This is a genomic window from Streptomyces sp. SID5469, assembly GCF_009862865.1.
In the GTDB taxonomy this organism is placed as follows: Bacteria; Actinomycetota; Actinomycetes; order Streptomycetales; family Streptomycetaceae; genus Streptomyces; species Streptomyces avermitilis.
In genome coordinates this window covers 5,505,620-5,531,500 of record NZ_WWIN01000001.1, presented here as the reverse complement: position 1 = coordinate 5,531,500, position 25,881 = coordinate 5,505,620, and the positions used below count along the sequence as shown (strand labels likewise).

The following is a 25,881-nucleotide window of genomic DNA, read 5'->3' as shown; positions in this document are numbered from 1 at the left end:
CACAGCTCACACGGCGAAACACGGCGAGACACGGCGAGACACCGAAGGAGACAGGACATGGCACACGGCGACGACAACCGGGTCTACGCCAACGACAACCGGGGCACCCTGTACGCCCACAACGGAAGCGTCACCCACAACGCCGACCCCCGGGCCGCCGACGACGCCCGCGAACTCCTGCGCCGCCTGGAGGAGTTGCAGGGTCTGCTCGCCCAGCACGCCGCCGCCCTGCCCGACGCGCGGCGGCTGCGCGACGTGGCGCGGGAGCTGGGCAACCAGCTTCAGGACCCGCAGCCGAGCAGGACCGTCGTACGCAGTCTGCTCGACTCGCTGACGGCGGGAGCCGGTGGCGTCACCGCCGTACTCACCGCCGTCAACGGGCTCTCCCAGTTCGTCTCCCGGTTCCTGTGAGCCGGGCGGCGCGCGTCAGCCCACGGTCTCGGCGAGCACCCGCGCCGCCCGCTCCACATCCGCGAACCCCACGTACAGCGGAGTGAAGCCGAACCGCAGGATGTCCGGGGAACGGAAGTCCCCGACCACGCCCCGCTCGACCAGCCGCTTCATCACCGCACCGGCGTCCCGGCAGCGCAGCGCCACCTGACTGCCCCGCTCCGCGTGCGCGGCCGGAGTCAGGGACTCGACCACGCCCTCGGGCACGTACGCCCCGACGCACTCCAGGAAGAAGTCCGTCAGGGCGAGGGACTTGGCGCGCACGGCCTCGACCGACACGCCGTCCCACACCTCCAGCGCCGCCTCCAGGGCCAGCATGGAGAGGATGTCGGGCGTGCCGACGCGCCCGCGCACGGCACCGGCCGCCGGTTCGTACGCCGTACGCATCCCGAAGGGCTCGGCGTGCGAGTTCCAGCCGGGCAGCGGGGAGTCGAAGCGGTCCTGAAGGTCACGGCGTACATACAGGTACGCCGGTGCACCCGGGCCCCCGTTCAGATACTTGTACGTGCAGCCGACCGCCAGGTCGACCCCGTGCGCGTCGAGCCCGACCGGCAGCGCGCCCGCGCTGTGGCACAGGTCCCAGACCGCCAGGGCGCCCGCGGCGTGGATCGCCGCCGTCAGGGACGGCAGGTCGTGCAGCCGGCCCGTGCGGTAGTCGACGTGGTTCAGCAGCACCGCGGCGGTACGCGGGCCGAGGGCGTCGGCCACCTCGTCCGGCGCGACCGGGCGCAGTTCGCACCCCGTCATGCGCGCCGCCGACTGCGCGATGTAGCCGTCCGTCGGGAACGTCGTGGCATCGACGAGGATCTCGTCCCGCCCCTCGCCCGCGAGACGCACCGCACCGACAAGTGCCTTGAACACGTTGACACTTGTGGAGTCACCGACCACGATCTGCCCGGCTGCCGCGCCCACCAGGGGCGCGATCCGGTCGCCGATCCGCTCCGGCGCCGTCCACCAGCCGCTCTCGTCCCAGGAACGGATGCGCAGCGAGCCCCACTGACGGCGTACGACGTCGTCCAGCCGCCCGGGGACGGCCGCCGGCAGCGCGCCGAGCGAGTTCCCGTCCAGGTAGACGGCCTCGTCGAGGACGAACCGCTCACGCAGCCCGGCCAGTTCGTCGGCGGCGTCCGACTTCTCCGCCCTGACGGCCAGCTCAGACATGGGACCTCGCCGTCCACAGCTCCGGGAACACGTTCTTCTGCGCCCGCTTCTCCAGCCAGGCCACCCCGGCCGAGCCACCCGTGCCGGTCTTCGCGCCCATGGCCCGGCGCGTGGCCACCAGATGGTCGTTGCGCCATCGCCACACCAGCTCGGCGACGTCCGTGAGCGCCTCGCCGAGCCGGGCGAGTTCGTCGTCCGGCTTCCCCGAGTACAGCGAGGTCCACACGGCCTCGACCTCGGGCGAGGGCTCGTACCGCAGCGAGACGTCACGCTCCAGCACGGCGCGCGGTACCCCGTACCCGCGCCGCGACAGCAGCCGCAGCACCTCGTCGTACAGGCTCGGCTCGTGCAGCGCCTTCTCCAGCTCCGCGTGCACGCGCGGCGCGCCCCGGTGCGGGACCAGCATGGACGCGGCCTTCTCGCCGAGCAGGAACTCCATCCGCCGGTACATCGCGGACTGGAAGCCCGAGCCCTCGCCGAGGGCCGAGCGGTACGAGTTGAACTGGGCGGGCGTGAGCTGCGAGAGGGGCCGCCAGGACGCGTTCAGCGCCTCCAGCTCCCGGACCGACCGCTTCAGCGCGGCCACCGCGACCGGGATGTCGTCGCCGCGCAGCGCGTTCGCCGCGGTCTCCCACTCGTGCACGATGACCGTGAACCACAGCTCCATGACCTGGGTCGTCACCAGGAAGACCATCTCTCCGGGGTCGTCGGAGAGGGTGTGCTGGAGATGGGTGAGGACGTCCGCCTGGACATAGTCCTCGTACGGGGTGGTCCCTGCGAAGTCGAGATGCGGGGTCTCGGGCTCCGAAGCCTCTGCGGGCTGAGCCTGATGGGACATCGCTGTCTCCTGATGCGTACTCCGGGTAGCGGTCCGCCCCTGCCGTTACCGACACGGGGGCCCCGGTCCCCACCGGCATCCTCCGCAATCGTCCCCCGAAAAGGCAAGGCCCGCCTGATCACAGACGGGCCTCACACATCCTCTGACCAGCCCAGCGACCAGTCCTGGCCCGGCTGAGCGGCCAGTCCTGGCCCAGGGACCGGGCCTAGCCCAGCGTCTGGGCCGCCGCCGGGGAGGAGTCCTGGAGGAACTGCGTGCAGCGCTCGTACTCCGCCTGCTCGCCGATCGCCTGCGCGGCGCGGGCGAGGCCGTGCAGGGCGCGCAGGAAGCCGCGGTTCGGCTCGTGCTCCCACGGCACCGGGCCGTGGCCCTTCCAGCCGCTGCGGCGCAGGGCGTCCAGGCCGCGGTGGTAGCCGGTACGGGCGTACGCGTACGACTCGACGACGCTGCCGCGCTCGAACGCCTCGTCGGCGAGCTGCGCCCAGGCGAGCGAGGAGGTCGGGTACTTGGCCGCGACGTCGGCGGGCGCCGTGCCGCTCGCGAGCAGCTCGCGCGGCTCCGGGTCGTCGGGGAGGTGCGTCGGGGGCGGGCCCCCGAGAAGGTTTCCGTGAATCGTCATGGGTTCCAGTCTGCGGCACCCTCCGGGGGTTGTGCGGGAGTGGGGTGGGCGTTCGGCGTCGGGTGGCGGGTGTCGAGGGTGCCGTCCCCCTGGGGGCTGCGCCCCCAGACCCCGCTTTTTTCGGCCTGAACGGCCTCGTCCTCAATCGCCGGACGGGCTGGGGGTGTCTGGACCGGGGCTGGAAGGGGCACTGGAACCCGGGCTCGAACCGGCGCCGGAACCCGCGCTCGAACCGGCACCGGAAGCCGCCGTCGGCAGGGGGCGGCCCGGCTCCAGGGGTGGGGCGGTCAGCGCGCCGTGTGTGTGGCACTCGGGGCGTCGGCAGTCCGGTGCCGGTCGGCGTACGGACGTGAAGGCCAGCACCGCCCCCAGCACCAGCACACCCGCGCACAGCGGCATCGCCCGCCGGAACGCGTCGTTGAACTGCTCCGCCGAGCGGTACGCCTCCGGGCCCATCCCGGCGAGCAGCGGCAGCGCGGCCACGGCGATGAGGCCGGCCGCGCGGGCCGCCGCGTTGTTGATGCCGCTGGCCAGACCGGCCCGGCCGCTGTCCACGGAGGCGAGGACGGTGGCGGTGAGCGGCGCGACCAGGGTGACCATGCCCAGCCCCATCACCAGGAGCGCGGGCAGGACGTCGGTGAGGTACGAGGCGTGCGGTCCCACCCGCAGCATCAGCAGCATGGCGGTCGCGCACAGCAGCGGGCCCACGGTGAGCGGGATGCGCGGGCCGATGCGCTGGCCCAGCTCGCCCGAGCGGGCGGACAGGAACAGCATCATGACGGTCGTGGGGAGCAGGGCCGTGCCGGCGCCGAGGGCCGAGTAGCCGGCCACGACCTGGAGCTGGAGCGCGGTCAGGAAGAAGAAGCCGCCGAACGCCGCGTACACGCACAGGGTGACCAGGTTGACCGCGGTGAACTGGCGGGACGCGAAGATGTCCAGCGGCATCATCGGGTCGGGGCGCCGCTTCTCGACGTACACGAAGGCGACACCGGCGGCCACCCCCGCGACCGCCGTCACGGCGACGGCCGGGGAGCCGGTGGGCGCCTCGATCAGGGCGTAGGTGACCAGGGCGAGGGAGAGGGCGCCGAGGGCCGCGCCGAGGACGTCGAAGCCGCGGCCGTGGATACGGTCGTCCTTCGACTCCGGTACGTGTCTGAGGGCGACGGGGGCGCACAGCAGGGCCACCGGGACGTTCAGCAGGAAGACCCAGCGCCAGCCCGGGCCGTCCACCAGCCAGCCGCCCAGGAACGGGCCGACCGCGGCCCCGATGCCGCCGAAGCCGGACCACAGGCCGACGGCTCTCGCACGGTCGTCGGGGTGGAACGACGCCTGGATGAGCGCGAGTGAGCCGGGGGTGAGCAGGGCGCCACCGATGCCCTGCAGAGCGCGGGCGGCGACGAGCACGCCGGCGTTCGGGGCGAGGCCGCAGAGCAGTGAGGCGGTGGCGAACCAGATCACGCCGAGGACGAAGATCTTCCGGCGTCCGAAGCGGTCACCGAGGGCTCCGCCCAGGAGGATCAGGCCCGCGAGGGTGAGCATGTACGCGTTGACGGTCCACTGGAGGGCCGCGAGGTCCGCGTTCAGATCGCGGCCGATGCGGGGCAGCGCGACGTTGACGACCGTCGAGTCCAGCATGGCCATGCTGGAGCCCAGGACCGTGGTGAGCAGGATCCACTTGCCGCTGGGGGTGGCGATCCTGACGGCGGGGAGGTCCTGCGCGGAGGCGGCCATGCTTCGGAGGATACGGAAGAGCGGGGCCCGGCGGACACGGAAGAGCCCGGCACCTCAGCGGGTGCCGGGCTCAGCGCGTGAGAACGGGGTTACTTGATCTTCGTGCCCGTCGAGCGCAGGTTCGCGCAGGCCTCCGTGACGCGCTTGGCCATCGACGCCTCGGCCAGCTTGCCCCACGTACGCGGGTCGTAGGTCTTCTTGTCGCCGACCTCGCCGTCGACCTTCAGGACGCCGTCGTAGTTGCGGAACATGTGGTCGGCGACCGGACGCGTGAACGCGTACTGGGTGTCGGTGTCGATGTTCATCTTGACGACGCCGTTCTCCAGGGCCGTGCGGATCTCGGCCTCCGTGGAGCCGGAGCCGCCGTGGAAGACGAAGTCGAACGGGTCGGCCTTGCCGAACTTCGCGGCCACGCCCTCGTTGAGCTCCTTCAGGAGCTCCGGGCGGAGCACGACGTTGCCCGGCTTGTACACACCGTGCACGTTGCCGAAGGACGCGGCCAGCAGGTAGCGGCCCTTCTCGCCCAGGCCCAGCGCCTCCGCCGTGCGGATCGCGTCCTCGACCGTCGTGTACAGCGAGTCGTTGATCTCGTGGGTGACGCCGTCTTCCTCGCCGCCGGTCGGGGTGATCTCCACCTCGAGGATGATCTTCGCGGCGCGGGCCTTCTCGAGCAGCTCCTGCGCGATGGCCAGGTTGTCGGCGAGGGTCTCCGCCGAGCCGTCCCACATGTGCGACTGGAACAGCGGGTTCCGGCCGGCCTTGACGCGCTCCTCGGAGATCGCGAGCAGCGGACGGACGTACCCGTCGAGCTTGTCCTTCGGGCAGTGGTCCGTGTGCAGGGCGACCGTGACCGGGTACTTCTCGGCGACGATGTGCGCGAACTCGGCCAGCGCCACGGCGCCGGTGACCATGTCCTTCTTGTACTGACCACCCAGGAACTCCGCACCACCGGTGGAGATCTGGACGATGCCGTCGCTCTCGGCCTCCGCGAAGCCGCGCAGCGCAGCGTGCAGGGTCTGGGTCGAGGTCACGTTGATGGCCGGGTAGGCGAACTTGCCTGCCTTCGCCCGGTCGAGCATCTCGTTGTAGACCTCGGGGGTTGCGATGGGCATCTGACCGCTCCTTGTATGTGCGGGTGGCGTGTTGCTTACGGCCCTGACCTAGGGGGGCGACGTCATCGTCGTCCCCATCCTTCCAGACGTGACCGGATGCTCGGGCACGACGGTCCCGCCTGTGGAAAACTCCCCGCGCCCCCTGTGGACAACCGCGGGTGCGGGCTCAGTCGAGGCCCAGCTCGTCCTTGTCGTACGCGAAGCGGTAGGGGACTCCGGCACCCGCTTCGATCTTCTCGGCGGCGCCGGTCGCGCGGTCGACGATCGTCGCGACGCCCACGACCTCCGCGCCGGCCTCCCGGACCGCCTCCACGGCGGTGAGCGGGGAGCCGCCGGTGGTGGACGTGTCCTCGACGACGAGCACGCGGCGGCCCTTGATCTCGGGGCCCTCGACGCGGCGCTGCAAGCCGTGGGCCTTGGCGGCCTTGCGGACCACGAACGCGTCGAGGCGCCGGCCGCGCGCGGCGGCCGCGTGCAGCATGGCCGCGGCGACCGGGTCGGCGCCCATGGTCAGGCCGCCGACCGCGTCGAAGTCGAGGTCGGCGGTGAGGTCGAGCAGCACCTGTCCGACGAGCGGCGCGGCTTCCCCGTCCAGGGTGATGCGGCGCAGGTCGACGTAGTAGTCGGCCTCGAGACCCGAGGAGAGGGTCACCTTGCCGTGCACCACGGCCTTGTCCTTGATCTGCTGCAACAGCGCGCCACGTACGTCATCCATGCGGCCAGGGTAGACGGCGCCGCGCGGCGGGCTCTACAGCGTCCGCCACGTCCAGGTGGTCGTGGCTTCCAGCGGCTCGATGGGTGTGACCAGGCGCGGACGGGTGTTGAGTCCGTCGGGCGGGCCGGTCTGCGGCTCCACACAGACGGCCTCGGGCTGTTCGTCGTACACGACGACCCACTCCTCGCGGGAGGCGACGGTGAGCTCCAGCTGCCCGGGCCAACTGAGGGTGACGTGGACGCCGTCGGGCATGCCGAAGCAGTCGTCCCAAGGGCCGGGGAGGGGGGCGACGCGGTTGCCGGTGGGGAGGTGGTCGGCGCCGCGCTCCTCCTGCCAGGCGGGGGTGAAGTCGACGCGTGCGTCGTCCTGCCCCAGGTTCCGGTTGAACCAGGGGTGCCAGCCGATCTGGGCCGGGAACGAGGAGTCGTACGCCTCCACGCTCATGGTGAGCGTGAGGGAGTCCTCGGTCAGGGCGGCGATCTGGGTGACGCGGCCGGGGTAGGGCCACGGCTCGACGAGGTCGTACGTGAGGACGGCCTCGTTCTTGCCGGTGCGCGCGACGCGCCAGGCGCCGTCCCTGGCGGTGCCGTGGATGGCGTGCGGCGGGGAGTTGAGGGGCATCTGGTGGAGGGTGGCGCCGTTGCGGAACTTGCCGTCCCTGATCCGGCCGCACCACGGAACCATCGGGAAGCAGCCGTAGCGCTCGCCCTGCCGCAGCAGTTCCACCCCGCCGACGCGCAGGCTGCGCACGCGTCCGCCGCTTCCCGGTACCAGGGCCACTTCCGCGTCGCCCGCGGTCAGCGTGATCTCGTCGTTACTCACGAAGGCGACCCTACTGGGGGCTCGAGGGGGCCTGTCGTCGGCGGGGCGTCTGCGGGGCGCCGGGGGCGTCCTGCGGGGCGCCGGGGGCATCCTGCGGGTGCGCGGGGCCTCGCGGGGCCGGTGTCAGCGGCGGCGGCGCAGGACGCGTCCCACGACGATCGCCGACGCCACCACGAGCGCCGCCGCGGGGGCCGCCCAGCGGAGGGTCGCTCCGGCGGTGGTCGTCTCCGGCGCGGGGACCGGGGCGTAACGGCCGCGGGGCGGCGCGTGGTCCACCTCCTCCGCGCTGCGGCCGATCATCGTGCGCCGCGCGTGCGCCGCCTCGGCGGGGGGCCCGCTCTCCCCCACGAAGCCATCGGTGGGCGGCTCCCCCTCGCCCACGAAGCCCTCGGCGACGAGGTCGTCCTCCTCGTCGAATTCCTCGGGGGACGACGGCGGGGACGCGGGGGCCTCGGCTTCGGCTTGCGGCGCAGGCTCCGCTTCGGCTTGCGGCGCAGGCTCGGCTTCGGGCACCGGCTCCGGATCGGACGTCACCTCGGAACCGGCGGGTTCCGGCGCCTCCGCCTCCGCCTCCGCCTCCGCCTCCGGCGATGCCGTCGCCGTCGCCGTCGCCACGTTCTCCGCGAAGCGGGTCAGCAGGCGGGTCGTCGCCGAGGTCACCGTCTCCGGTGGGAGTTCCGCCACCCGGCCGTCCGCCGTCGCCGTGCCGTCGAAGGCGAGAGTCGTGCCGTCCTGCGCCGGCCGCAGCCGCAGCGTCAGGGCGAGCTTCACGGAACCGCCGCCCCGCGCCTCCGTCGCGTCACCCTCGACCGCGAAGGAACCGTCCTCCTGGCTCGCGATCCGCAGCGCACCCCGGTAGGTGATCGTGTGGCCGCCGACGCGCACCTTCAGGCGCCCCGCGACGGGCGGCGTCCCCGCGTCCTGTTGAAGCCCGGGTACCGCCCGGGCGACCCGGGCGGGGTCGGCCAACGTCTCCCGCAGCCGCTCGGCAGGAACCGGAACGAACACCTCATGCTCCATGTCAGCCGAGCCTACCCAGCACGGCCCGGACCGCACCCACGTATCGCGGTATTGCCCCGGCCCGCTTCCCGGTCGGCCTAGCGAGCAGGCGTACGACCGCTCAGCGAGTGGCAGCGGATGCAGATGCGGATGCGGGAAACACCACGACCGCTCAGTCCGCGTACCTCGGGTGCACCAGCGTCGACGGTGCCACGTCCGGCGGACGGGCGCGGCCCGGGTCCAGCGCGTCCGCGGCCAGCGACGCCCGGGTGAGCGTACGCAGCCTCGGCCCGCCCGGGCCGAGGCTGAGGGCCGGGCCCGTACGGGAGGCGAGGACGAAGCCCCAGTCGCGCGGTGCCCGGGACGCGTCGGTCGAGCGGTCGGGGCCCGCCGCGAAGCCCGTGTCCCGGCCGCCCACGCGGTACGGCACGGTGCGCAGCCCCGCGGCCCGGACGGTCGCCTCGACCGTCCAGTAGGCCCGGGGGCGGGAGGCGACCGGTCCCGCGTGGACCACCAGCCGGCCGCCGGGGGCCAGCACCCGGCTCACCAGGCCGTAGAACTCCTGCGAGTACAGCTTCGTACTCGCCGTGATGCCCGGGTCCGGGAGGTCCGAGATCACCACGTCGTACGCCGAACGGGTGTGCCGCAGCCGGCAGAACGCGTCCGCCGTCACGACGTGCACCCGCGGGTCGTCGTACGCGTGTGCGTTGAGGCTGGACAGGGCCGGGTCGCGGCGGGCCAGCCGTACGACGCCCGCGTCCAGTTCGACCACGTCGACCCGCGCCACGTCCGCGTACCGCAGCACCTCGCGGGCCGCGAGGCCGTCACCGCCGCCGAGGACGAGCACGCGCGCGTGCCGGCCGTCGCTCATCGCGGGGTGGACGAGTGCCTCGTGATAGCGGCGCTCGTCATGGCCGCTGACCCGCAGGCGGCCGTCGAGGAAGAGGTCGAGGGGGCGCCCGCGGGTGCCGCCGGTCAGCACCACCTCCTGGACGCCCGTCTGCAGGGCCACGCGGACGTCCCTGCCGTACACGGCCTGGCGTGCCGCCCGTTCGAAGTCGTCGACCAGGACCGCCGCCGTGGCGAGCAGGCCGAGGACGACCAGGTTGACGACGATCAGCAGCCAGCGGCCGCGCCGGGTCAAGTCCCGCCGGAACAGCCCCAGTACGAGTGCACCGCCGGCCAGCGCGTTGACCGTGCCGGTGAGCAGTACGCCCTCCAACTGGCCGAGCAGGGGCAGGAGAAGGAACGGGAACGCCAGTCCGCCCACCAGCGCGCCCACGTAGTCCGCGGCGAACAGGTCCGCCACCGCGCCGCCCGCGTCCTGGCGCCGGATGCGCTGGATCAGCTCCATCAGCAGGGGGACTTCGGCGCCGATCAGCAGGCCGATGGCGAGGGAGAAGGCGACGAGGAGGCAGCGGGGGCCGCCCGCCCACACCCCGCCCCAGTCGCCGGTCCAGGCGAACACCGCGTACAGCGCCATGGCGCTGGAGCCGCCGACCAGCGCGAGCGCCGCCTCGATCGCGCCGAAACCGGCGGCGGCGTGCGGGCGCAGCCGCTTCGCGGCGAGCGAGCCGATGCCCATCGCGAAGACCATCACGGAGAGCACGACGGAAGCCTGGGTGACCGAGTCACCGATCAAGTACGAGGCGAGCGCGACGAGTTCGAGTTCGTACACGAGTCCACAGGCCGCGCAGACGAAAACGCCGGCCAGGACGAAGAACCGTCCGACACCGGGCCGTACGGGCAGCCACGGCCGGCTCTGGCCGCCCCACGGGGGCGCGGCGCCGGGCGGTGCAGGCGCGTGCGGTTCGATCACGATGGGAACGCTACGTCACGCCTGCGGCGCGCTACGTCACCCACACGTGTGGAACTGACGCCCGCCCGCATCCGGCCCGGTGCCTGGGTGACCATCCCCTGCCATCCGCTCACGAGGTCGCCCTCACCCGCGCCCCCACCCGCGTCCGCGTCGCCACCAACTGGCCGTCCTGCGGATACGCGTGCCACGTACGCCAGTGCACCTGGCCCTCGTGGTGCTGGGCGAGCAGTGCCGTGAACGCGTGCGGGCTGCCGGGGAAGACGCCGGCCAGGCCGTGGGGGTGGTCGGAGACCAGGGCCAGCAATTCCTGGGCGCGGCCCGCGAAGGAGCCGGGGGACAGCACCTCCACCCGGGCCGCGAACTCGTACTCCCAGTCGCCGACCCGCTTGGCCACGCCGAGCGGCAGCGGCGTACTGCTGCCGGAGATGCAGGCGACAGTCTCCGAACAGTTGCCCCGCTTCTCCTCCAGGAGTACCTGGTGGGAGGCGCCGAGGAGCCTCATCTGGAGCTTCGCACCCGCCAGTTCGAGGTCGAGGGTGGCGAGGGCGGGCAGCGGCTCGCGTCCCAGGGTCCAGGCGAGGTCGGCCGCGCACGTGTCGGTGTACGAGGTGTTCAGGGTCGTGAGCATGGATCGGCTCCGCTAGCACGCAAAGGGCAAAGGGGGAGTGGGTCCGGCGCGCCCCCGGCCGGCACTGGGGGATCGGCACGGTCAGCCCATCGGGCAGGACGTCCGGGAGACCCGGTCGGTGAAAGATGTCCGCAGGCCGTCCGAGGGGCTGCGTTGGTGATTGAGAGGGAATCATGAACGGTGGCACCACCACAGCGTTTTTACCCAACTTCGTGCGGTTTCCATCCCCCCGAGGGCTCCACAGCTCAACTGTTCAACTACGGCGCGCGCCTGGCGCGCCGACATGTCGGCCGTACGCCCCGATATGTCGGTCATGCGCCCCGGCACGTCGAAGTGCCCGCCGGGAACCGATGTCCCGACGGGCACTTCCTCACGTGACGGCGCGTTTCCCCCGAGGAGCTCAGCTGCCCCGTGTCAGCTGCCCCCTCCGCATCCGCCTCCGCCCCCGCACGACGAGCCGCCCCCGCAGGACGAACCCCCGCCGCACGACGATCCGCCCCCGCAGGAGTGGTGGCCGCCCGAGTGGTGGCCGCCGGAGGACCCGTCGGCCGCTCCTCCGGCGGCCCACCAGCTGCCGCCGCTGTCGCCGCCCGCCCCGCGGCGCGAGCCCCCGGACCGGCTGCCGGACCGCAGCCCGGCCTTCTTGTTGCCGCGGTCGGTGGCCACGAAGACCATCACCAGTACGACACAGACGACCGCCAGGATGATGCCGATGATCATGGCGTCACCCTCCTTTCGTTCCCCCGAAGCGACCCCCCGTGGGCGCCTCGCTCATGCGCGTTCTCGTTGCCTGCTCGCCTTGCTGTTCATGCTGCTGTTTCGTGCTGCTGTTCGTCCTGCTGTTTGTTCTGCTGTTCGTCCTGCATGTTCTTGCGTGACGGGGGCATGCCCGCCTGTCTCACGTGGCAAAGCAGAGTTGAGGAACTCCAGAGCTTCGGCGCAGGATGGCGGCCATGACCTCCAGCGCACGCCCTCTCCTCAACCGCCGGCTCGCCGAGTTCGGGACGACGATCTTCGCCGAGATGTCGGCCCTGGCCATGAGCACCGGGGCCATCAACCTCGGCCAGGGCTTCCCCGACACCGACGGGCCCGAGGAGATCCGCGAGGCGGCGGTGCGGGCGCTGCGCGACGGCCGCGGCAACCAGTACCCGCCGGGGCCCGGCGTCCCCGAGCTGCGGACCGCGATCGCCGCGCACCAGCAGCGCCGCTACGGGCTGACGTACGACCCTGACACCGAGGTCCTGGTCACCGCGGGCGCGACGGAGGCGATCGCGGCCACCTTGCTCGCGCTCCTCGAACCGGGCGACGAGGTGATCGCCTTCGAGCCGTACTACGACTCCTACGCCGCCTGCATCGCGATGGCCGGCGGCACCCGCGTGCCGGTCACCCTGCGCCCGCACCCCGAGGACGGCCGCTTCCGCCTCGACCTCGACGAGCTGCGCGACGCCGTCACCGACCGGACCCGGCTGCTGCTCGTCAACACTCCGCACAACCCGACGGGAACCGTGCTCACGCGCGAGGAGCTGACGGCGATCGCCGAGCTGGCCGTCGAGCGCGATCTGCTGGTCGTCACCGACGAGGTGTACGAGCACCTGGTCTTCGACGACGCCGAGCACCTGCCGCTCGCCACGTTCCCGGGGATGCGGGAGCGGACGGTCTCGATCAGCTCCGCGGGCAAGACCTTCTCCTTCACGGGGTGGAAGGTCGGCTGGGTGACCGGGGCTCCGGGCCTGGTCACGGCCGTCCGCTCGGCCAAGCAGTTCCTGACGTATGTCGCCTCCGGGCCGTTCCAGTACGCCGTCGCCGAGGCGCTCGCGCTGCCGGACACGTACTTCGAGGCGTTCCGCGCGGACATGCTGGCCAAGCGCGACCTGCTCGCGGCCGGGCTCACGGCGGCGGGGTTCGAGGTCTTCCGGCCGGCGGGCACGTACTTCATCACCACCGACATCCGGCCGCTCGGCGAGAGAGACGGTTTCGCCTTCTGCCGCGCGCTGCCCGAGCGGGCCGGCGTGGTCGCCATCCCGAACGCGGTCTTCTACGACCACCGCGAGGCGGGCGCCCCCTTCGTCCGCTTCGCGTTCTGCAAGCGCACGGACGTACTGGAGGAGGCGGCGAAGCGCCTCGGCACGCTGCGCGGCTGACTCCCCGCCGCGAGGCCGGCTCCGGCTGCGGGGCCGGCTCCGCTGCCTGAGCCGGGCCGCCGGAGAAGCCGCACCCTTACCAGCCCGCCCGGCCGATCCGTCGGCGGCGCGCCGAGCAGGGGGCAGCGGTACTCGCACGGGCGCGCACAGCTCGCACAAGCCCCTGGGGGGACAGAGAGTTCCCGTGTGACCCACGCCTTCACCATTCCGGCCCCGTCCGTCGAAGACCCCGAGGGTCCCCCGGGCGGCGGTGCCCGCCGGACCGGTGCCGCGCGCCGTCTGCCCACGACGGCCGCCGCCGCTCTCGGGCTGTTCGCCGCCGCCAGGCTCTGCGGGTTTCTCGTGCTCGCCGCCGTCGCCTGGGCCAGCGGCAAGAGCCCCCTGCGGCTGCTGGGGCACTCCTGGGACTCCGTCTGGTACCTGAGGATCGCCGCCCACGGCTACGTCGGGCCGCAGTACGTCCGGCCGGCCGTCGTCCGCAGCGACACGGCCTTCTTCCCGCTGTACCCGGGACTCCTGCGGTCCGTCTCCGAGGTCACCCCGCTGAGCCTGGAGACGGCGGGCCTGCTGGTCTCGTGGATCGCGGCCGCGGTCGCCGCCTACGGGATCTACCTGATCGGCAACCGGCTGTACGGCCGCGCGATCGCCACCGCCCTCGTGCTGCTGTGGGGCCTGCTACCCCACTCCGTCGTGCTGTCGATGGCGTACACGGAACCGGTACTCACCGCCTTCGCCGCCTGGTCGCTGTACGCGGTGCTGACCGGCCGGTGGGTGTGGGCGGGCGTGCTCGCGGCCTGCGCGGGGCTGGCCCGGCCGAACGGCTGCGCGGTGGCTGCCGCGGTCCTCGTGACGGCCGCGTACGAGATCTGGCGGTCGCGCGGACGGGGAGTTTCCCACAGGCTGTGGACGGGCGCCGCGCTCGCGCCGCTCGGCTGGTGCGGGTACGTCGGGTGGGCCGGGCACCGCCAGGGCGATCTGCTCGGCGGCTATTTCACCGTGCAGCGCCTGTGGGGCTCGCGCTTCGACCTCGGCTACGGCTCGCTGCTCTTCGTCAAGCGCCTGCTGCTGCACGGCGGCCGGTTCGTGTTCCCCATCTCGCTGCTGCTGGTCGCGGTCGCGGTGCTGCTGTTCGCGCTGCTGATCGCCGACCGCACACCGCTGCCGCTGCTCGTCCACAGCGGCGTACTGCTGCTGGTCGCGCTCGGCGGGGCGGGCTTCTTCCAGTGCAAGCCGCGCTTCCTGCTGCCCGCGTTCCCGCTGCTCATCCCGCTGGCGCGGGCCCTGGTGCGGACGGCGAGAGCCCGGCCGTCGCACGCCGTCCTGGTGGTCGGCGCCCTGGCCGGGCTCTCGTTCGCTTACGGGGCGTATCTGGTCGCGTTCGCCCGCACGCCTCTATAGAACCTCCGAGATCTCTCGGGTCTACTCGTCGTCCTCGGGCTTCTCGGCCTCGTTGACGTCCTGCTCCAGGCCGAGCTGCTCGACGAGCCACTTGTCGAACTCGATGGCGGCCCGGACCCAGCTGACGGTCGACGACACGAAGTGCTCCAGGCTGACGCCGGTGCCGATCAGCATCTGCGCCTCGCCGATCAGGCGGACGGTGCCGTCGTCGTGGGTGTGGCTGTAGACCTTCGGCCACAGGGTGCGCCGGTTCCAGTCGTCGATCGACTCGAGCAGCGCGGCCTTCTGGTCGATCTGGTGCGGCCGGTCGTAGAACGTGCGCACCGAGAAGACGGCCTGGTCGTCCTCACCGCGGAACATGAAGTACGTACGGAACTGCTCCCACGGCGCGACGAGGTCTCCCTCTTCGTCGACGAGGTGCTTGAGCTCCATCTGGTCGAGGAGCTGCTTCACGAGGTCCTGATCCGGGACCACGGGGCCCGCCGGTCCTTGCGGCTCGGGCTCGGGCTGGCCCCCGAAGTTCGGAATCGAGGACGGGTCGATGCTCACCGTGTTTTTCCCTTCGTACGGATTACGCCATCCTCCCCCATCCGGGGCGGGGAGTGGCAACCCCTGGCCGGTCCTGTCCGCCGGTGGGCTGACAGGATCTGGCTGATCTTCGCCGACGGGGTGGCGAACGGGGGACGGCGCGGGTGCGCACGGTGCTGTGGGGCCGGTGGTGGCTGTGTCCGGTTTTCGCTGCGAGGGCGGGCCCGCGGGGGCACCGCCCTCGTCTCGTCCGACGCCCGTACGTACTGAGCGTCACCGCGAGGTGCCGGGCGTTACAGCGTCTTGCCGGTCGCCGGGCCCACGATCAGGCCCTCACCGAAGGCGTCCACCCGTACCGTGTCGCCGTCCTTGACCTCGCCCGCCAGGATCTCCTTCGCGAGGCGGTCGCCGATGGCGGTCTGGACGAGGCGGCGCAGCGGGCGGGCGCCGTACGCCGGGTCGTTGCCCTCCTCCGCGAGCCAGGCCAGCGCCGCGTCGGTGACCTCCAGGCGGAGCCGACGCTGGGCGAGCCGCTGGGCCAGCCGGTCGATCTGGAGCTTGGCAATGCGCTCCAGCTCCTGACGGTTCAGCGCCGAGAAGACGACCAGGTCGTCGAGCCGGTTGAGGAACTCCGGCTTGAAGGAGGCCCGTACGACCTCCAGGACCTGCCGCTTCTTCTCCTCTTCCGAGGTCTGCGGCTCGGCCGGGCCGTGCCCGCTCAGGAACTGGCTGCCCAGGTTCGAGGTGAGGATCAGGATGGTGTTGCGGAAGTCGACCGTCCGCCCCTGGCCGTCCGTCAGTCGTCCGTCGTCCAGCACCTGGAGCAGGATGTCGAAGACCTCCGGGTGCGCCTTCTCGACCTCGTCGAGGAGTACGACGCTGTACGGACGCCGGCGCACGGCCTCGGTGAGCTGGCCGCCCTCCTCGTACCCGACATAGCCGGGCGGGGCGCCCACCAGCCGGGCGACGGTGTGCTTCTCGCCGTACTCGCTCATGTCGATGCGGACCATGGCCCGCTCGTCGTCGAAGAGGAAGTCGGCGAGGGCCTTGGCGAGTTCGGTCTTGCCGACACCGGTCGGGCCGAGGAAGAGGAAGGAACCGGTCGGGCGGTCCGGGTCGGCGATTCCGGCTCGTGTGCGCCGTACGGCGTCGGACACCGCCTGCACGGCCTCCGACTGCCCGATGAGCCGGTGCCCCAGCTCCTCCTCCATGCGCAGGAGTTTCTGCGTCTCGCCCTCGAGGAGCCGGCCGGCCGGGATGCCCGTCCAGGAGCCGACCACGTCCGCGATGTCGTCGGGGCCGACCTCCTCCTTCACCATGGTGTCCCGGGCGGCTTCCTCCTCCGCCTCGGAGGCCTCCTCCAAGTCCCTTTCCAGGGCCGGGATCTCGCCGTACAGCAGCTTGGACGCGGTGTCGAAGTCGCCGTCGCGCTGGGCGCGTTCGGCCTGGCCGCGCAGTTCGTCGAGCTTCTCCTTCAGCTCACCGACGCGGTTGAGGGACTGCTTCTCCTTCTCCCAGCGGGCGGTGAGTCCGCGCAGCTCCTCCTCCTTGTCGGCGAGGTCGCGGCGCAGCTTCTCCAGACGCTCCCTGCTGGCGGCGTCGGTCTCCTTGCCGATCGCCAGCTCCTCCATCTTGAGCCGGTCGACCTGACGCTGGAGTTCGTCGATCTCGACCGGGGACGAGTCGATCTCCATGCGGAGGCGGGAGGCCGCCTCGTCGACGAGGTCGATGGCCTTGTCGGGCAGGAAGCGGGAGGTGATGTACCGGTCGGAGAGCGCCGCGGCGGCCACCAGGGCGCTGTCCGCGATCTGCACCTTGTGGTGGGCCTCGTAGCGCCCCTTGAGCCCGCGCAGGATCGCGATGGTGTCCTCGACGGAGGGCTCGGCGACGAGCACCTGCTGGAAGCGCCGCTCCAGCGCCGGGTCCTTCTCGATCCGCTCGCGGTACTCGTCGAGCGTCGTGGCGCCGACCATGCGCAGCTCGCCGCGGGCGAGCATGGGCTTGAGCATGTTGCCGGCGTCCATCGCGGAGTCACCGCCGGCGCCGGCCCCCACGACGGTGTGCAGCTCGTCGATGAAGGTGATGATCTGCCCGTCGGAGTCCTTGATCTCGGCGAGCACGGTCTTCAGCCGCTCCTCGAACTCACCGCGGTACTTCGCCCCGGCCACCATGGCGCCGAGGTCGAGCGCGACCAGCCGCTTGTTCTTGAGGGACTCCGGGACGTCGCCCTTCACGATCCGCTGGGCGAGTCCCTCGACGACGGCGGTCTTGCCGACGCCGGGCTCACCGATGAGGACGGGATTGTTCTTGGTGCGGCGGCTGAGCACCTGCACGACCCGCCGGATCTCCTGGTCCCGCCCGATGACGGGGTCGAGCTTGCCGTCCCGCGCGGCGGCGGTGAAGTCGGTACCGAACTTTTCGAGCGCCTTGTACTGGCCCTCGGGATCCGGGGTCGTCACCCGGCGCCCTCCCCTGGTCTTCTGGAACGCCTCCAGCAGCTTTTTCGCACTGGCGCCCTGCTGGGAGAGTACGTCGCCGGCCGCGCCGCCGTTCGCGGCGATCCCGATGAGCAGATGCTCGGTCGACAGGAAGTCGTCGCCGAGGTCCTGTGCCCTCTGCGACGCGTCGGCGACGACCGCGAGCAGCTCGCGGTTGGGCTGCGGGGGCGCGACGGTGGAACCGGTCACGCTCGGCAGTTTGGCCAGGACACGCTCGGTGCCGGCGCGCACGGCGGCCTGGTCCGCGTCGACCGCGGCCAGCAGGTCCGTGATGTTCTCGTTGTCCTTGCCCCCCAGCAGCGCCAGCAGCAAATGCGCGGGGGTGAGATCCGGGTGCCCCTCGGACACGGCCCTGTTGGTGGCCGCGTTGATGGCGTCCCGGCTCCTGTTGGTCAGCTCGGCGTCCACGGTCGCTGTCTCCTCCTGTGCTCGCTCTCGGGCGTCAGCCGTCTCTGACATTGGAAGCGTACACAAAGTTGAGTCTATTGCACTCAAGGCCGGTCGGGGGGCCCGGTCGGGGGCCGATCGGGGGGTGCTTCGGGGGTGCCGGGAACGGAAACCGGCTAGGTTCGGCCCCATGGCCACGTACCCCGTGAATCCGCGCGATCCCGACCCCGCGTATCTCGACTTCTGGCGGGAGCGGCACCTGTGCACCCTGACGACGCTCCGACCCGACGGCACCCCGCATGTGGTGCCCGTCGGGGTTACGTACGACCCCGAGGCGGGACTCGCTCGAGTGATCACCAACAAGTCGAGCACGAAGGTGGCCAACGTCCTGGCCGCCGCCGGTCCCGAGGGGGCCCGGGCCGCGGTCTGCCAGGTGGACGGGCGGCGGTGGGCGACGCTGGAGGGACGGGCGTGCGTGCGCACGGAGCCGGCGCGGATCGCGGAGGCGGAGCGCCGGTACGCGGAGCGCTACACGCGCGAGCCGTCGCCGAACCCGTCACGCGTGGTGATCGAGATCGAACTGACCTCGGCGATGGGGAGAGGCTGAGGGGGCGGGGAAGCACTCAGGGGTGGGGAGAGGCTGGTTCCGGCCACTGTGGATATGCCGTGGACATGGGTGGACACCTGGAGATCCCAGCAGAAACTACAGCGGCGTCACCGTGTTCAGGTCACGGTGACGCCGCTGCGGGGGGAAGTACCTGCGCGATCTACAACGACGGGGGAATCGCGTCAGGCACTGCGGGGGGTGGCTGAGATGGTCCGCACGTCCGGGGTTTCCGGCTCCACCAGCTGGTGGTCGCGCTGGTCCAGGTTCACAAAGATCATTCCGTACCGCACGGCGCACCGCACAGGCTGCGGCGCCCCCCGAGGCCGCCGCAGACACCGGTACGCCCGCACGTCCTCGTCCTCGTCCCGGGTGACGACCACGGGCTCTCCGAAGACCGTCACCATCAACGAGTCACCACCTTGGGGGATGGCGGTGACCAGGTCGATGAAGTGCCAGCCGGATCGGTAGGCGGTGGCCATTTCTCTGCGGAAGGTGCGGTCGTCGGGCGGAGTAGTCATGAGTCAGGCCCAAGAACTGTCGTCAGCGGTCAGGGGGGTCTCCGCAACGGCCGGAGCCGTCAGACTCCAGCTGCTGTCTGCCCGAACGTCGCTCTTCGCACCTGTCAGGCCACTCACGGCGCCGAAGGCCAGGACGGCGGAAAGAGCAGCGGCAAGCACCGAGCGAAGCATTCTCTTGCGCATAGTCGGCTTCGTCCTCACTTGAAGGTCTCCTCTTCCCCCGTCGAATAAGACGATGGCTCATTCGGGCACGTCATGGCCACACAATCGATGCATCATGTTCCTGCACGTTCAGGACCCTGGGGGGTGGAGATTTGGCAACAAATGGGGCACAAGCGGAACATCCCCACGCTGTAACGGAGCTGTGTGATGAAGGCGGCCTCCTCTACGCGAACGCTCTGCGTACGGGACGCATCGCCAGAGAGGACGCGGCGGGCGTTCCCTGCCTGATGGAGTTCGCGCTCCTCCACCCCGATCCCGACGATCCCAACTGGCTCCGCCCGGTACCTCCGTCCGTCGCCCTGGCGCAGCGGCTCAACCCCATCGAGCGCGAGATAACCGAACGCAGACGGCTGTCGATCGAACTGGCCGATGCTTTCGAGCCGTTCATGGCGGTCAGCGCCCAGGCCACGGTGTCCACGCACTCCATCACCGTGCTGGAGGGCTTCGAGCGGATCAACGCGGCGCTCAACCTCGCCACGGACCAGTGCCGCACCGAGATGCTGACCGTCCAGCCGGGCGGCCGCCGCCCCGAGCACAGCCTGATCCAGGGGCTGGAGCGGGACCGGCCGTTGATCGAACGTGGTGTGCGCATCCGGACCCTGTATCAGCACACGGCCCGCTACAGCCCGGAGACGCTGGCGTACGTGGACCAGATCGCCGACGGCAAGGTGGAGATACGGACCATCGACGAACTGGTCGAACGCCTCATCATCTGTGACGAGGCCGTCGCCTTCATCCCCACCCGCGACGACCGGCAAGTGGCCCTGGAGCTGCGTCACCCGGGCCTCGTCCGCTATCTGATCAAGGTCTTCGAGTTCATGTGGGGCCGCGCGGTCCCCCTGGACGCGGGCGCCCCGTACGAAACCGCCGCCGACGGCATCACCGACATCCAGCACTCCATCGCGAAGCTGCTCGTGGAGGGCCATGTCGACGAGGCCATCGCCCGACGGCTCGGTATGAACGTCCGCACGTGCCGCGCCCACATCGCCAAGCTGGCCACCGCACTGGGCAGTGGCAGCCGGGCCCAACTCGGCTTCCTCATCGCCCAGTCGGGAATCCTGAACCAGAACGGCTGAGCGCCGAGGGGAGGGAGTCACCCGTGGCGCCCGGCTCGGCTACCTCATCGGGCGGTCCGGGAGCCTCGAGGAGCACTCGCGGCACCCGCGGCGCTCGCCGCGCCCGCCGGGTTCGCGGGCCCCGCCGCGTTCGTGGAGCCCGCCGCACGCGTGGCCGGCGGCAGCTCGGGCGACCGCGGTGGCCCGTCCAGCCCCGCCTGGGCGATACGCACCCCCAGCTGCGTACGGCTCGCCGCGCCGAGCGTCTCCGACAGACGGGCGATGTGCGCGCGGCACGTACGGACGCTGATGCCCAGCCGTTCCGCCACCACCGCGTCCTGGTGGCCCTCCGCGAGGAGCGCCGCGATCGAGCGCTCGCGGTGGGTGATCCCGTCGATGCCGGTCTCCGGCAGCGGTGCCGCCAGCGGGATCGCCAGCCGCCACAGGCGTTCGAAGACCGTCACCAGGTAGGAGACGAGGGCGGGGTGGCGCAGTTCCAGCGCGATCGTGCGGTCCGCGCTCGCGGGGATGAAGGCGACCTTGCGGTCGAAGAGGATCAGGCGCTCCACGACCTCGTCCAGCGTCCGTGCCTCCGCCGCGTCGCCCATCAGCTCCATGTAGGTGTGCAGACCCTGTCCGTGCCGCGCCACATGGGTGTACAGGTCGCGCATGCGCACGCCCCGGCGGCGCAGCTCGAGGGCGCGGTGCAGCCCTTCCGCCAGTTCGTCCTCGCGGCGGATGCCGCCCGGCTGCACCGTCAGCACCTCGCTCGTGCACGCCTGTGTCGCCTCGTCCATCGCGGCGCGGATCCGGGGCAGTCCGTCGAGGACCCGGATCGCCACGCCCTCCTGCGGTGCCTGTTCCCGCCCGCCGAGCCCGGCGTACCACTCGACCGCGGCGACCGCCGCCCCGACCCGCGCCTGGCTCGCGCCGACCTCGTCGTGCACGCTCCGCAGCAGCCGCGTCATGACCTCCTGCGGAGACGTCGGCACCAGCCACGCCATGTCGTCGGGGTCCGGGTGCAGCAGTGCCAAGTCGACCAGACAAGGCACCGTTTCCGCGTCCTCGCGGGGCACGCGGCCCCGTCGTACGGCCCGGGAATACACGCGATCCCCGGCCTCGCACAGTCGGTCAGCACCGTGCGGATGCGCGTCCGTCCCGTGCCCGGCCATTTCCCACCCCTGGCTCCAACCCTTGGCTCCAGCGTCTTCCGCCGACCGGAGCGGGGTGCTCCGGTCTGTCCGCGACACAGCTCTCCAGCGATCTCGCGGCGCGACCACGCAGGCCCTTCACAGCGCGACCACGCACGCCTTTCGCAGCGCAACTATGCGCGGCCCCGCCCGCCTCCGCAACACGGCTCCACCTCGGCCCCGCCGCCAATTCCACCTGAATATCACGGAATTTCCCGGCCTCCGCACGGTCCGCTGCAACAAGATGACGGTGGTGACGCCCCACCGCAGGATGCATGGTGGTGCCGCTTCCCCCGGGTACCGCAAGGTCCCCGGAGCAGCCCTGGCCGGATACCCCCATCGGGTCGGGCCTCTCCCACCCCCGCCCCAAGAGGCCCCGAAACCGCGCCCCGGCCGCGTGAGCTGGCCGAAATCGCCGGTTGACCGGCGCGTCGCCTACGGCCCGTGCCGACAGGCCACGGAGGACACGTTTGACGCGTACGCGTTGGCCGATGTCCGGAAAGGAGAGGTAGGGACGGCCGGGTGGGGTCAGGGTCGCCGGCGAGGGGTGCGGGCGGCACCGCGGCCGCTCGCGGCGGGCGAACCACGCTTCCGGGCCGGGGCATGGACCGTACGAAATTCCGGGTCCTCAGAGATGGGGCCTCGCGCCATCACCGTTCTCCTCTGCCACTTCCCCGGTCCGTCACTCGACCGGGCAAGTACGGATACTCGGCCCCTCGCCCCAGGAGCAGTTCCCCCTCCGGGTCATAGTGTGACAGGCCTTCCCTCTACCTGACCGGGGTGTCCTCCGGACTGTCCGGAGGGAGGACGGCCTCTTTATTCCGGAGCGAAGGTGGGTTCCGGCCCGAGGGCCGTCGGAAGTGCCCTTTCCTGAACAGCGACAAGGAGCGACAACGGATGAGCACGTGCGGAAGTGAGCACGGGTATGGAATGCGCTGCGGGTCCTGCAGCGCCTGCATGTCGTGCGACCGGCGTTGTTACTGCGGCTGCGCCACCTGCGGCTGCCGGGCATGCCCTTCGGGCTGCGACTGCGGCAAGGCCGAGAACGTCAGCATCATGGGCGATCCCCTCGAATGAGATCGAACGTCGGTCCGTGGTCGGCGACTTGTCGTCCACGTACGACGGCACGCTGACGGAACCGCTCGCGGAGAGCGACACGCCGAAGGCACCCAGCCCGGGTCCGGGTGGGGTGCCTTTCGCTGTGGTGCGGCCGGGGGCGCGACGGGTGGGTCAGCGCGCCCCGGGGTCGTACTTCTTCAGGGACGTCTGGACCTCGCGGGCGTACGGACCCTCCCACCACGGCACGGTCTCGACCAGGACCGGCTTGGTGCCGGAGGCCAGGACGAGGGCGCGGCCGGGGGGCATGGAGCCCAGGTCGGAGACCTGGAGGACGCGTTCGCGGCGTACGGACTCGCTGACCGTCCGGTTGCCGGACCAGCCGCCGAACTCCGAGGAGCGGCTCGTCTGGTAGTCGCGCAGTTCGAACTCGCCGGCCAGCTCGCTCAGGTCGCCCAGGAAGCGGGTGTCGGAGACACCGCCGCCGTAGACGCGGACGTTCGCGGCCGACCACAGCTTCTCCATGCCGCGCTCGCCCCACACCTCGATGCCCTGCGCCCAGGACTGGAGGATCGTCATCAGGATGATGCCGCGCGAGCCGTAGTGCGAGTACAGGTCGGGCAGGGTGCGCCAGCGGCAGACGTTGGCGGCCTCGTCGAGGACGCCGACGAGGGGGAGGGGGAGGCGGCCGCCGCGCTGCGTCGTCGCGTACTCCTCCGCCGCCTCGACCACCGCCACCGTCAGCGCGGTCACCAGCGGGCCCGCCGAGTCGCGGCCCTCGCGGGAGAGGGAGTAGAGCGTGCCGCCGGTGCGGACGAACTCGTGCGGGTCGAACTCCGGAGCCGACGGGTCGGCCGGCGGGGTCACCCAGCGGTTGACCTCCGGGTTGACCAGGCAGGACGCCATCTGCTGGGCGACGCCGTAGATACCGCTGCGCTGCTTGTCGGGCGCGCTGATGACGCCGCTGAGGCCGTCGGCGGACATGGTGTGACCGGCCCCGCGCAGGATGCGCTCGGGAGTGTCGTCCTTCGGGTTGGACAGCCAGGTGTAGATCTGGGTGACCGGCGCCTTGGCGGTGGCGGCGGCCAGCAGGAGGTTGGCGAGCAGGTCCTGGCCCGCCGGGTCGAAGAAGGCGTCCGTGGACGCGTTCGCGTCCCGCGAGCCGGAGGCGAAGTGGTCGGCCATCTTGCGGGCCTTGGCGACATCGGTGACGTACGACAGCGGGTTCCACCACCAGCTCGGCGTCTCCTGCGCGACCTGCTGCGGGTCGAACACCCAGACCGGGCCGCGGGCGGTACGCGGGCCGCGCGTCGCGTCCACGATGTCCCGCTTGTTGGAGGTGACCAGCACGGCGCCGGGCCCGTCGAGGATCGCGGGGATCGCGCGCCGGGTCGTCTTGCCGGTGCGCGGGCCCCAGATGTCGACGTGCATGTCCTCGTACGAGCCGAACAGGGGCTGTCTGCCCTTCACCGACCGTCCGATGAAGACGCCGGGGGTCTTCGACCTCACCCCGAGCCGCTCCGCGGTGGCCGCCGCACCCTTCATCGTGAGCTTGCCCAACTCCTCGCCCTGCGCCAGGTGCTGGGCCGCGCCGTCGACCTTCGGCCGGTTGCGCAAACGCTCGCGCACCCGGTAGGCCGCCAGACCCAGGATGCCGAGCAGCAGCGCCTCACCGGCCGCGACGGCGCTCGCCGCACCGCCCGGCCAGCTGTAGTCGCCCTTGACGCAGGCCACGAGGAACGACAGCGGGTTCGAGGGCGGCCCGGGCGCGTCGGCGAAGCCCGCACCGAGCTTCGCGGCGAGCCAGGCGCCGCCGACTCCCAGGAGGACCACGGCGACGAGGGCGACGATCTCGAAGGTCCAGTCGTCCTCGGCGCGGGGTTTCTTCTGTTGTTCTGCGGTCACCTGCGGGGTCCTTTCTGGGTGACGCCGGCAGCCGGGTCAGGCCGATCCGGGCGCGAAGACGAAGAGATGCTGTCCCGCCAGCACGCCGTAGCCGTCCGTCGTGAACTGCAGGGCGTCGCCGTCCTCGGCGAGCGAGACGTCGGGAGCGAGGTCGGGGGACAGCAGCTTCTTGGTCCGCATGTTCAGGGCCGCGAGCCGCATGTCGCCGACGGAGGCGTAGAGCACGTCGGCCGACGGGAGCGCCAGGGGCGTGATGTCCTGTTCGTCGTCCTCCTGCCGCCACAGTTCGTCGCCGGTCTTCACGTTCCAGGCGACCGCGCCGCCGCCGAACCGGGTGACGACGGTTGTGCCGTCCGGGGACAGGGCGATGTCCGCCGTGTCGTCGCCCGCGACGTCGCCGAAGGCCACCTTCGGGCCCTGCGCGAGAGTGCGGCCGGTCTTGAGGTCGACCACGCCGAGGAGCGCGTCGTACGGGTCGTCGTCCGACAGCTCCCAGGCGAGCAGGGCCTTGTCGGCCGACAGCGGGTAGATACGGACGGGCTTGGCGTCGTCGTCGTTCGCCGACGCGATGTCCGCGGGCACGTCGACGTCGTCCTTGGTGTTCCACAGTTCCTTGCCGGTGAGCCGGTCGCTGACGACCAGCCAGGTGCCGCTCGTGTCCCACACGTCGCTGCCCGTGGCGACCCGGTAGCCGAAGCCGCTCCCGATCGGCTGCTGCCCGTACGCCCTGTTGTGGACCGGCACCGTGTCGCCGCCGCCTATCGGGGCGTACGTGCTGCTCTTGCTGCCCTCGTCCAGCAGGACGTGCCCCGCCTCGGCGGTCAGGTCCGTGCGGCCGGCGCCCTGGAAGGAAGAACTGCCCAGCTTCCTGCCGGAGGGGGAGTACATGGTGTACGAGGTCTCCACCGACTCCTTCTTCAGGCCACTCGCCTCGGTCACATCACCGTCGACGACCAGGAGGGCGGGCGAGCCGTCCGTCCACTGGGAGACCGTGAGGAACGCGGAGGGCTTGTGCTCGCGCTTGCCCGGCCAGCTGTCGGGGATCTCCACATCGACCGAGGCGCGTACGCCGCCCGTGGCCGCGTCGTAGAGACGGGCCCTGAAGTGGTACTCGTCCGGCTCGTCGCCGGAGGAGGACGAGCCGGGGTACTTCGTCAGGTCCTGGGTGACGACGACGGCGTCGCCGAGCACACAGGTCTCCGGGTCGTCCCCGACGGTGGAGGTCGCCGCGGCCCTGGCGGGGTCACCGGCACAGCCTGTCGAGCTGTCGGCTCGCAGGCTCCACGCGGGCCGCCTGCTCAGCGCGGGCAGCGCGGCCCCCTTGTAGGCGGGCCCGGTGGATGTGGCGGAGGCGGACGTCCTCGGCTTCGCCGACCTCGTCGCACCGGCCCCCTGCGTGTCGTCGCCCGTGCCGCAGCCCGCTGCGAACCCCAGTGACAGCGCGGCGGCTCCGGCGGCGTACCAGATATGACGCTTCGTCAA

At 71.6% G+C, this 25,881-nt stretch carries 22 protein-coding genes; 5 read left to right on the top strand and 17 right to left on the bottom strand.

All coding sequences use genetic code 11. The features are described 5' to 3' along the window. Nucleotides 1-57: 57 nt before the first annotated feature. Nucleotides 58-411, top strand: a complete 354-nt coding sequence (locus GTY58_RS23680) for a hypothetical protein (protein ID WP_010985953.1) — start codon at nt 58-60, stop codon at nt 409-411. Nucleotides 412-426: 15 nt separating this feature from the next. Here the strand turns inward: GTY58_RS23680 and kynU are convergent, their stop codons facing one another. From kynU to GTY58_RS23625, 11 genes are all read right to left on the bottom strand, one after another. Continuing rightward, nucleotides 427-1,611: a kynureninase gene (gene kynU, locus GTY58_RS23675; RefSeq protein ID WP_010985952.1), complete on the bottom strand. Its 1,185-nt coding sequence runs from the start codon at nt 1,609-1,611 to the stop codon at nt 427-429. Next, nucleotides 1,604-2,449, bottom strand: a complete 846-nt coding sequence (locus GTY58_RS23670; protein ID WP_010985951.1) for a tryptophan 2,3-dioxygenase family protein — start codon at nt 2,447-2,449, stop codon at nt 1,604-1,606. Before GTY58_RS23670 ends, kynU begins: the two co-directional genes overlap by 8 nt. A 205-nt stretch (nt 2,450-2,654) precedes the next feature. Further along, on the bottom strand, nt 2,655-3,068 hold the full coding sequence (locus GTY58_RS23665) for a DUF3151 domain-containing protein (RefSeq protein ID WP_010985950.1): 414 nt from the start codon (nt 3,066-3,068) through the stop codon (nt 2,655-2,657). A gap of 141 nt (nt 3,069-3,209) precedes the next feature. Further along, complete coding sequence (locus tag GTY58_RS23660) at nt 3,210-4,799, bottom strand: MFS transporter (RefSeq protein ID WP_010985949.1); 1,590 nt, start codon at nt 4,797-4,799, stop codon at nt 3,210-3,212. Between the two features lie 89 nt (nt 4,800-4,888). Further along, entirely contained in the window at nt 4,889-5,911 is a 1,023-nt protein-coding gene (fbaA, locus tag GTY58_RS23655; RefSeq protein WP_010985948.1) for a class II fructose-bisphosphate aldolase, read from the bottom strand. A 166-nt stretch (nt 5,912-6,077) separates the two neighbouring features. Next, complete coding sequence (gene pyrE / locus GTY58_RS23650) at nt 6,078-6,626, bottom strand: orotate phosphoribosyltransferase (RefSeq protein ID WP_010985947.1); 549 nt, start codon at nt 6,624-6,626, stop codon at nt 6,078-6,080. Nucleotides 6,627-6,659: 33 nt separating this feature from the next. Further along, the gene (locus tag GTY58_RS23645) at nt 6,660-7,448 is read right to left on the bottom strand and encodes an aldose 1-epimerase (RefSeq protein ID WP_010985946.1); all 789 of its coding nucleotides are present in this window, start codon (nt 7,446-7,448) and stop codon (nt 6,660-6,662) included. A 123-nt stretch (nt 7,449-7,571) separates the two neighbouring features. Then, nucleotides 7,572-8,468 carry an SRPBCC domain-containing protein gene (locus tag GTY58_RS23640; protein ID WP_078234378.1) on the bottom strand — a complete coding sequence of 299 codons (897 nt, stop codon included), beginning with the start codon at nt 8,466-8,468 and terminating at the stop codon, nt 7,572-7,574. A gap of 151 nt (nt 8,469-8,619) precedes the next feature. After that, nucleotides 8,620-10,266, bottom strand: a complete 1,647-nt coding sequence (locus GTY58_RS23635; protein WP_010985944.1) for a polyamine aminopropyltransferase — start codon at nt 10,264-10,266, stop codon at nt 8,620-8,622. Between the two features lie 109 nt (nt 10,267-10,375). Beyond that, nucleotides 10,376-10,894 (bottom strand): DUF2617 family protein, encoded by a 519-nt coding sequence (locus GTY58_RS23630; RefSeq protein ID WP_010985943.1) that lies wholly within the window; start codon nt 10,892-10,894, stop codon nt 10,376-10,378. Nucleotides 10,895-11,308: 414 nt separating this feature from the next. Continuing rightward, nucleotides 11,309-11,614 (bottom strand): hypothetical protein, encoded by a 306-nt coding sequence (locus GTY58_RS23625; RefSeq protein ID WP_037649104.1) that lies wholly within the window; start codon nt 11,612-11,614, stop codon nt 11,309-11,311. Between the two features lie 224 nt (nt 11,615-11,838). Here GTY58_RS23625 and GTY58_RS23620 point away from each other — a divergent pair, with 224 nt between their 5' ends. Together GTY58_RS23620 and GTY58_RS23615 are read left to right on the top strand one after the other, a co-directional pair. Next, the gene (locus GTY58_RS23620) at nt 11,839-13,035 is read left to right on the top strand and encodes a pyridoxal phosphate-dependent aminotransferase (protein ID WP_010985942.1); all 1,197 of its coding nucleotides are present in this window, start codon (nt 11,839-11,841) and stop codon (nt 13,033-13,035) included. Nucleotides 13,036-13,314: 279 nt separating this feature from the next. Next, complete coding sequence (locus tag GTY58_RS23615; protein ID WP_037649188.1) at nt 13,315-14,433, top strand: mannosyltransferase family protein; 1,119 nt, start codon at nt 13,315-13,317, stop codon at nt 14,431-14,433. Between the two features lie 21 nt (nt 14,434-14,454). On the opposite strand, the gene GTY58_RS23610 is transcribed toward GTY58_RS23615, so the two are convergent. Continuing rightward, nucleotides 14,455-14,982: a YbjN domain-containing protein gene (locus GTY58_RS23610; RefSeq protein WP_010985940.1), complete on the bottom strand. Its 528-nt coding sequence runs from the start codon at nt 14,980-14,982 to the stop codon at nt 14,455-14,457. Between the two features lie 272 nt (nt 14,983-15,254). Then, a complete protein-coding gene (gene clpB, locus GTY58_RS23605) occupies nt 15,255-17,867 on the bottom strand; it encodes an ATP-dependent chaperone ClpB (protein ID WP_010985939.1) in 2,613 nt (870 codons plus the stop codon). Nucleotides 17,868-18,036: 169 nt separating this feature from the next. Here clpB and GTY58_RS23600 point away from each other — a divergent pair, with 169 nt between their 5' ends. Beyond that, nucleotides 18,037-18,453 carry a TIGR03618 family F420-dependent PPOX class oxidoreductase gene (locus GTY58_RS23600; protein ID WP_010985938.1) on the top strand — a complete coding sequence of 139 codons (417 nt, stop codon included), beginning with the start codon at nt 18,037-18,039 and terminating at the stop codon, nt 18,451-18,453. A 182-nt stretch (nt 18,454-18,635) separates the two neighbouring features. On the opposite strand, the gene GTY58_RS23595 is transcribed toward GTY58_RS23600, so the two are convergent. Next, the gene (locus GTY58_RS23595) at nt 18,636-18,971 is read right to left on the bottom strand and encodes a hypothetical protein (protein ID WP_010985937.1); all 336 of its coding nucleotides are present in this window, start codon (nt 18,969-18,971) and stop codon (nt 18,636-18,638) included. 449 nt (nt 18,972-19,420) lie between these two features. Between GTY58_RS23595 and GTY58_RS23590 the strand changes: the two genes are divergently transcribed. Next, nucleotides 19,421-20,269 carry a hypothetical protein gene (locus GTY58_RS23590; RefSeq protein WP_037649101.1) on the top strand — a complete coding sequence of 283 codons (849 nt, stop codon included), beginning with the start codon at nt 19,421-19,423 and terminating at the stop codon, nt 20,267-20,269. Between the two features lie 44 nt (nt 20,270-20,313). On the opposite strand, the gene GTY58_RS23585 is transcribed toward GTY58_RS23590, so the two are convergent. The 3 genes from GTY58_RS23585 to GTY58_RS23575 form a co-directional block, all read right to left on the bottom strand. Further along, a complete protein-coding gene (locus GTY58_RS23585; RefSeq protein WP_037649099.1) occupies nt 20,314-21,420 on the bottom strand; it encodes a helix-turn-helix transcriptional regulator in 1,107 nt (368 codons plus the stop codon). 1,248 nt (nt 21,421-22,668) lie between these two features. Continuing rightward, nucleotides 22,669-24,399, bottom strand: coding sequence for a TraM recognition domain-containing protein (locus GTY58_RS23580; RefSeq protein WP_010985934.1), 1,731 nt, complete (start codon nt 24,397-24,399; stop codon nt 22,669-22,671). A 36-nt stretch (nt 24,400-24,435) separates the two neighbouring features. Beyond that, complete coding sequence (locus GTY58_RS23575; RefSeq protein WP_010985933.1) at nt 24,436-25,881, bottom strand: PQQ-binding-like beta-propeller repeat protein; 1,446 nt, start codon at nt 25,879-25,881, stop codon at nt 24,436-24,438.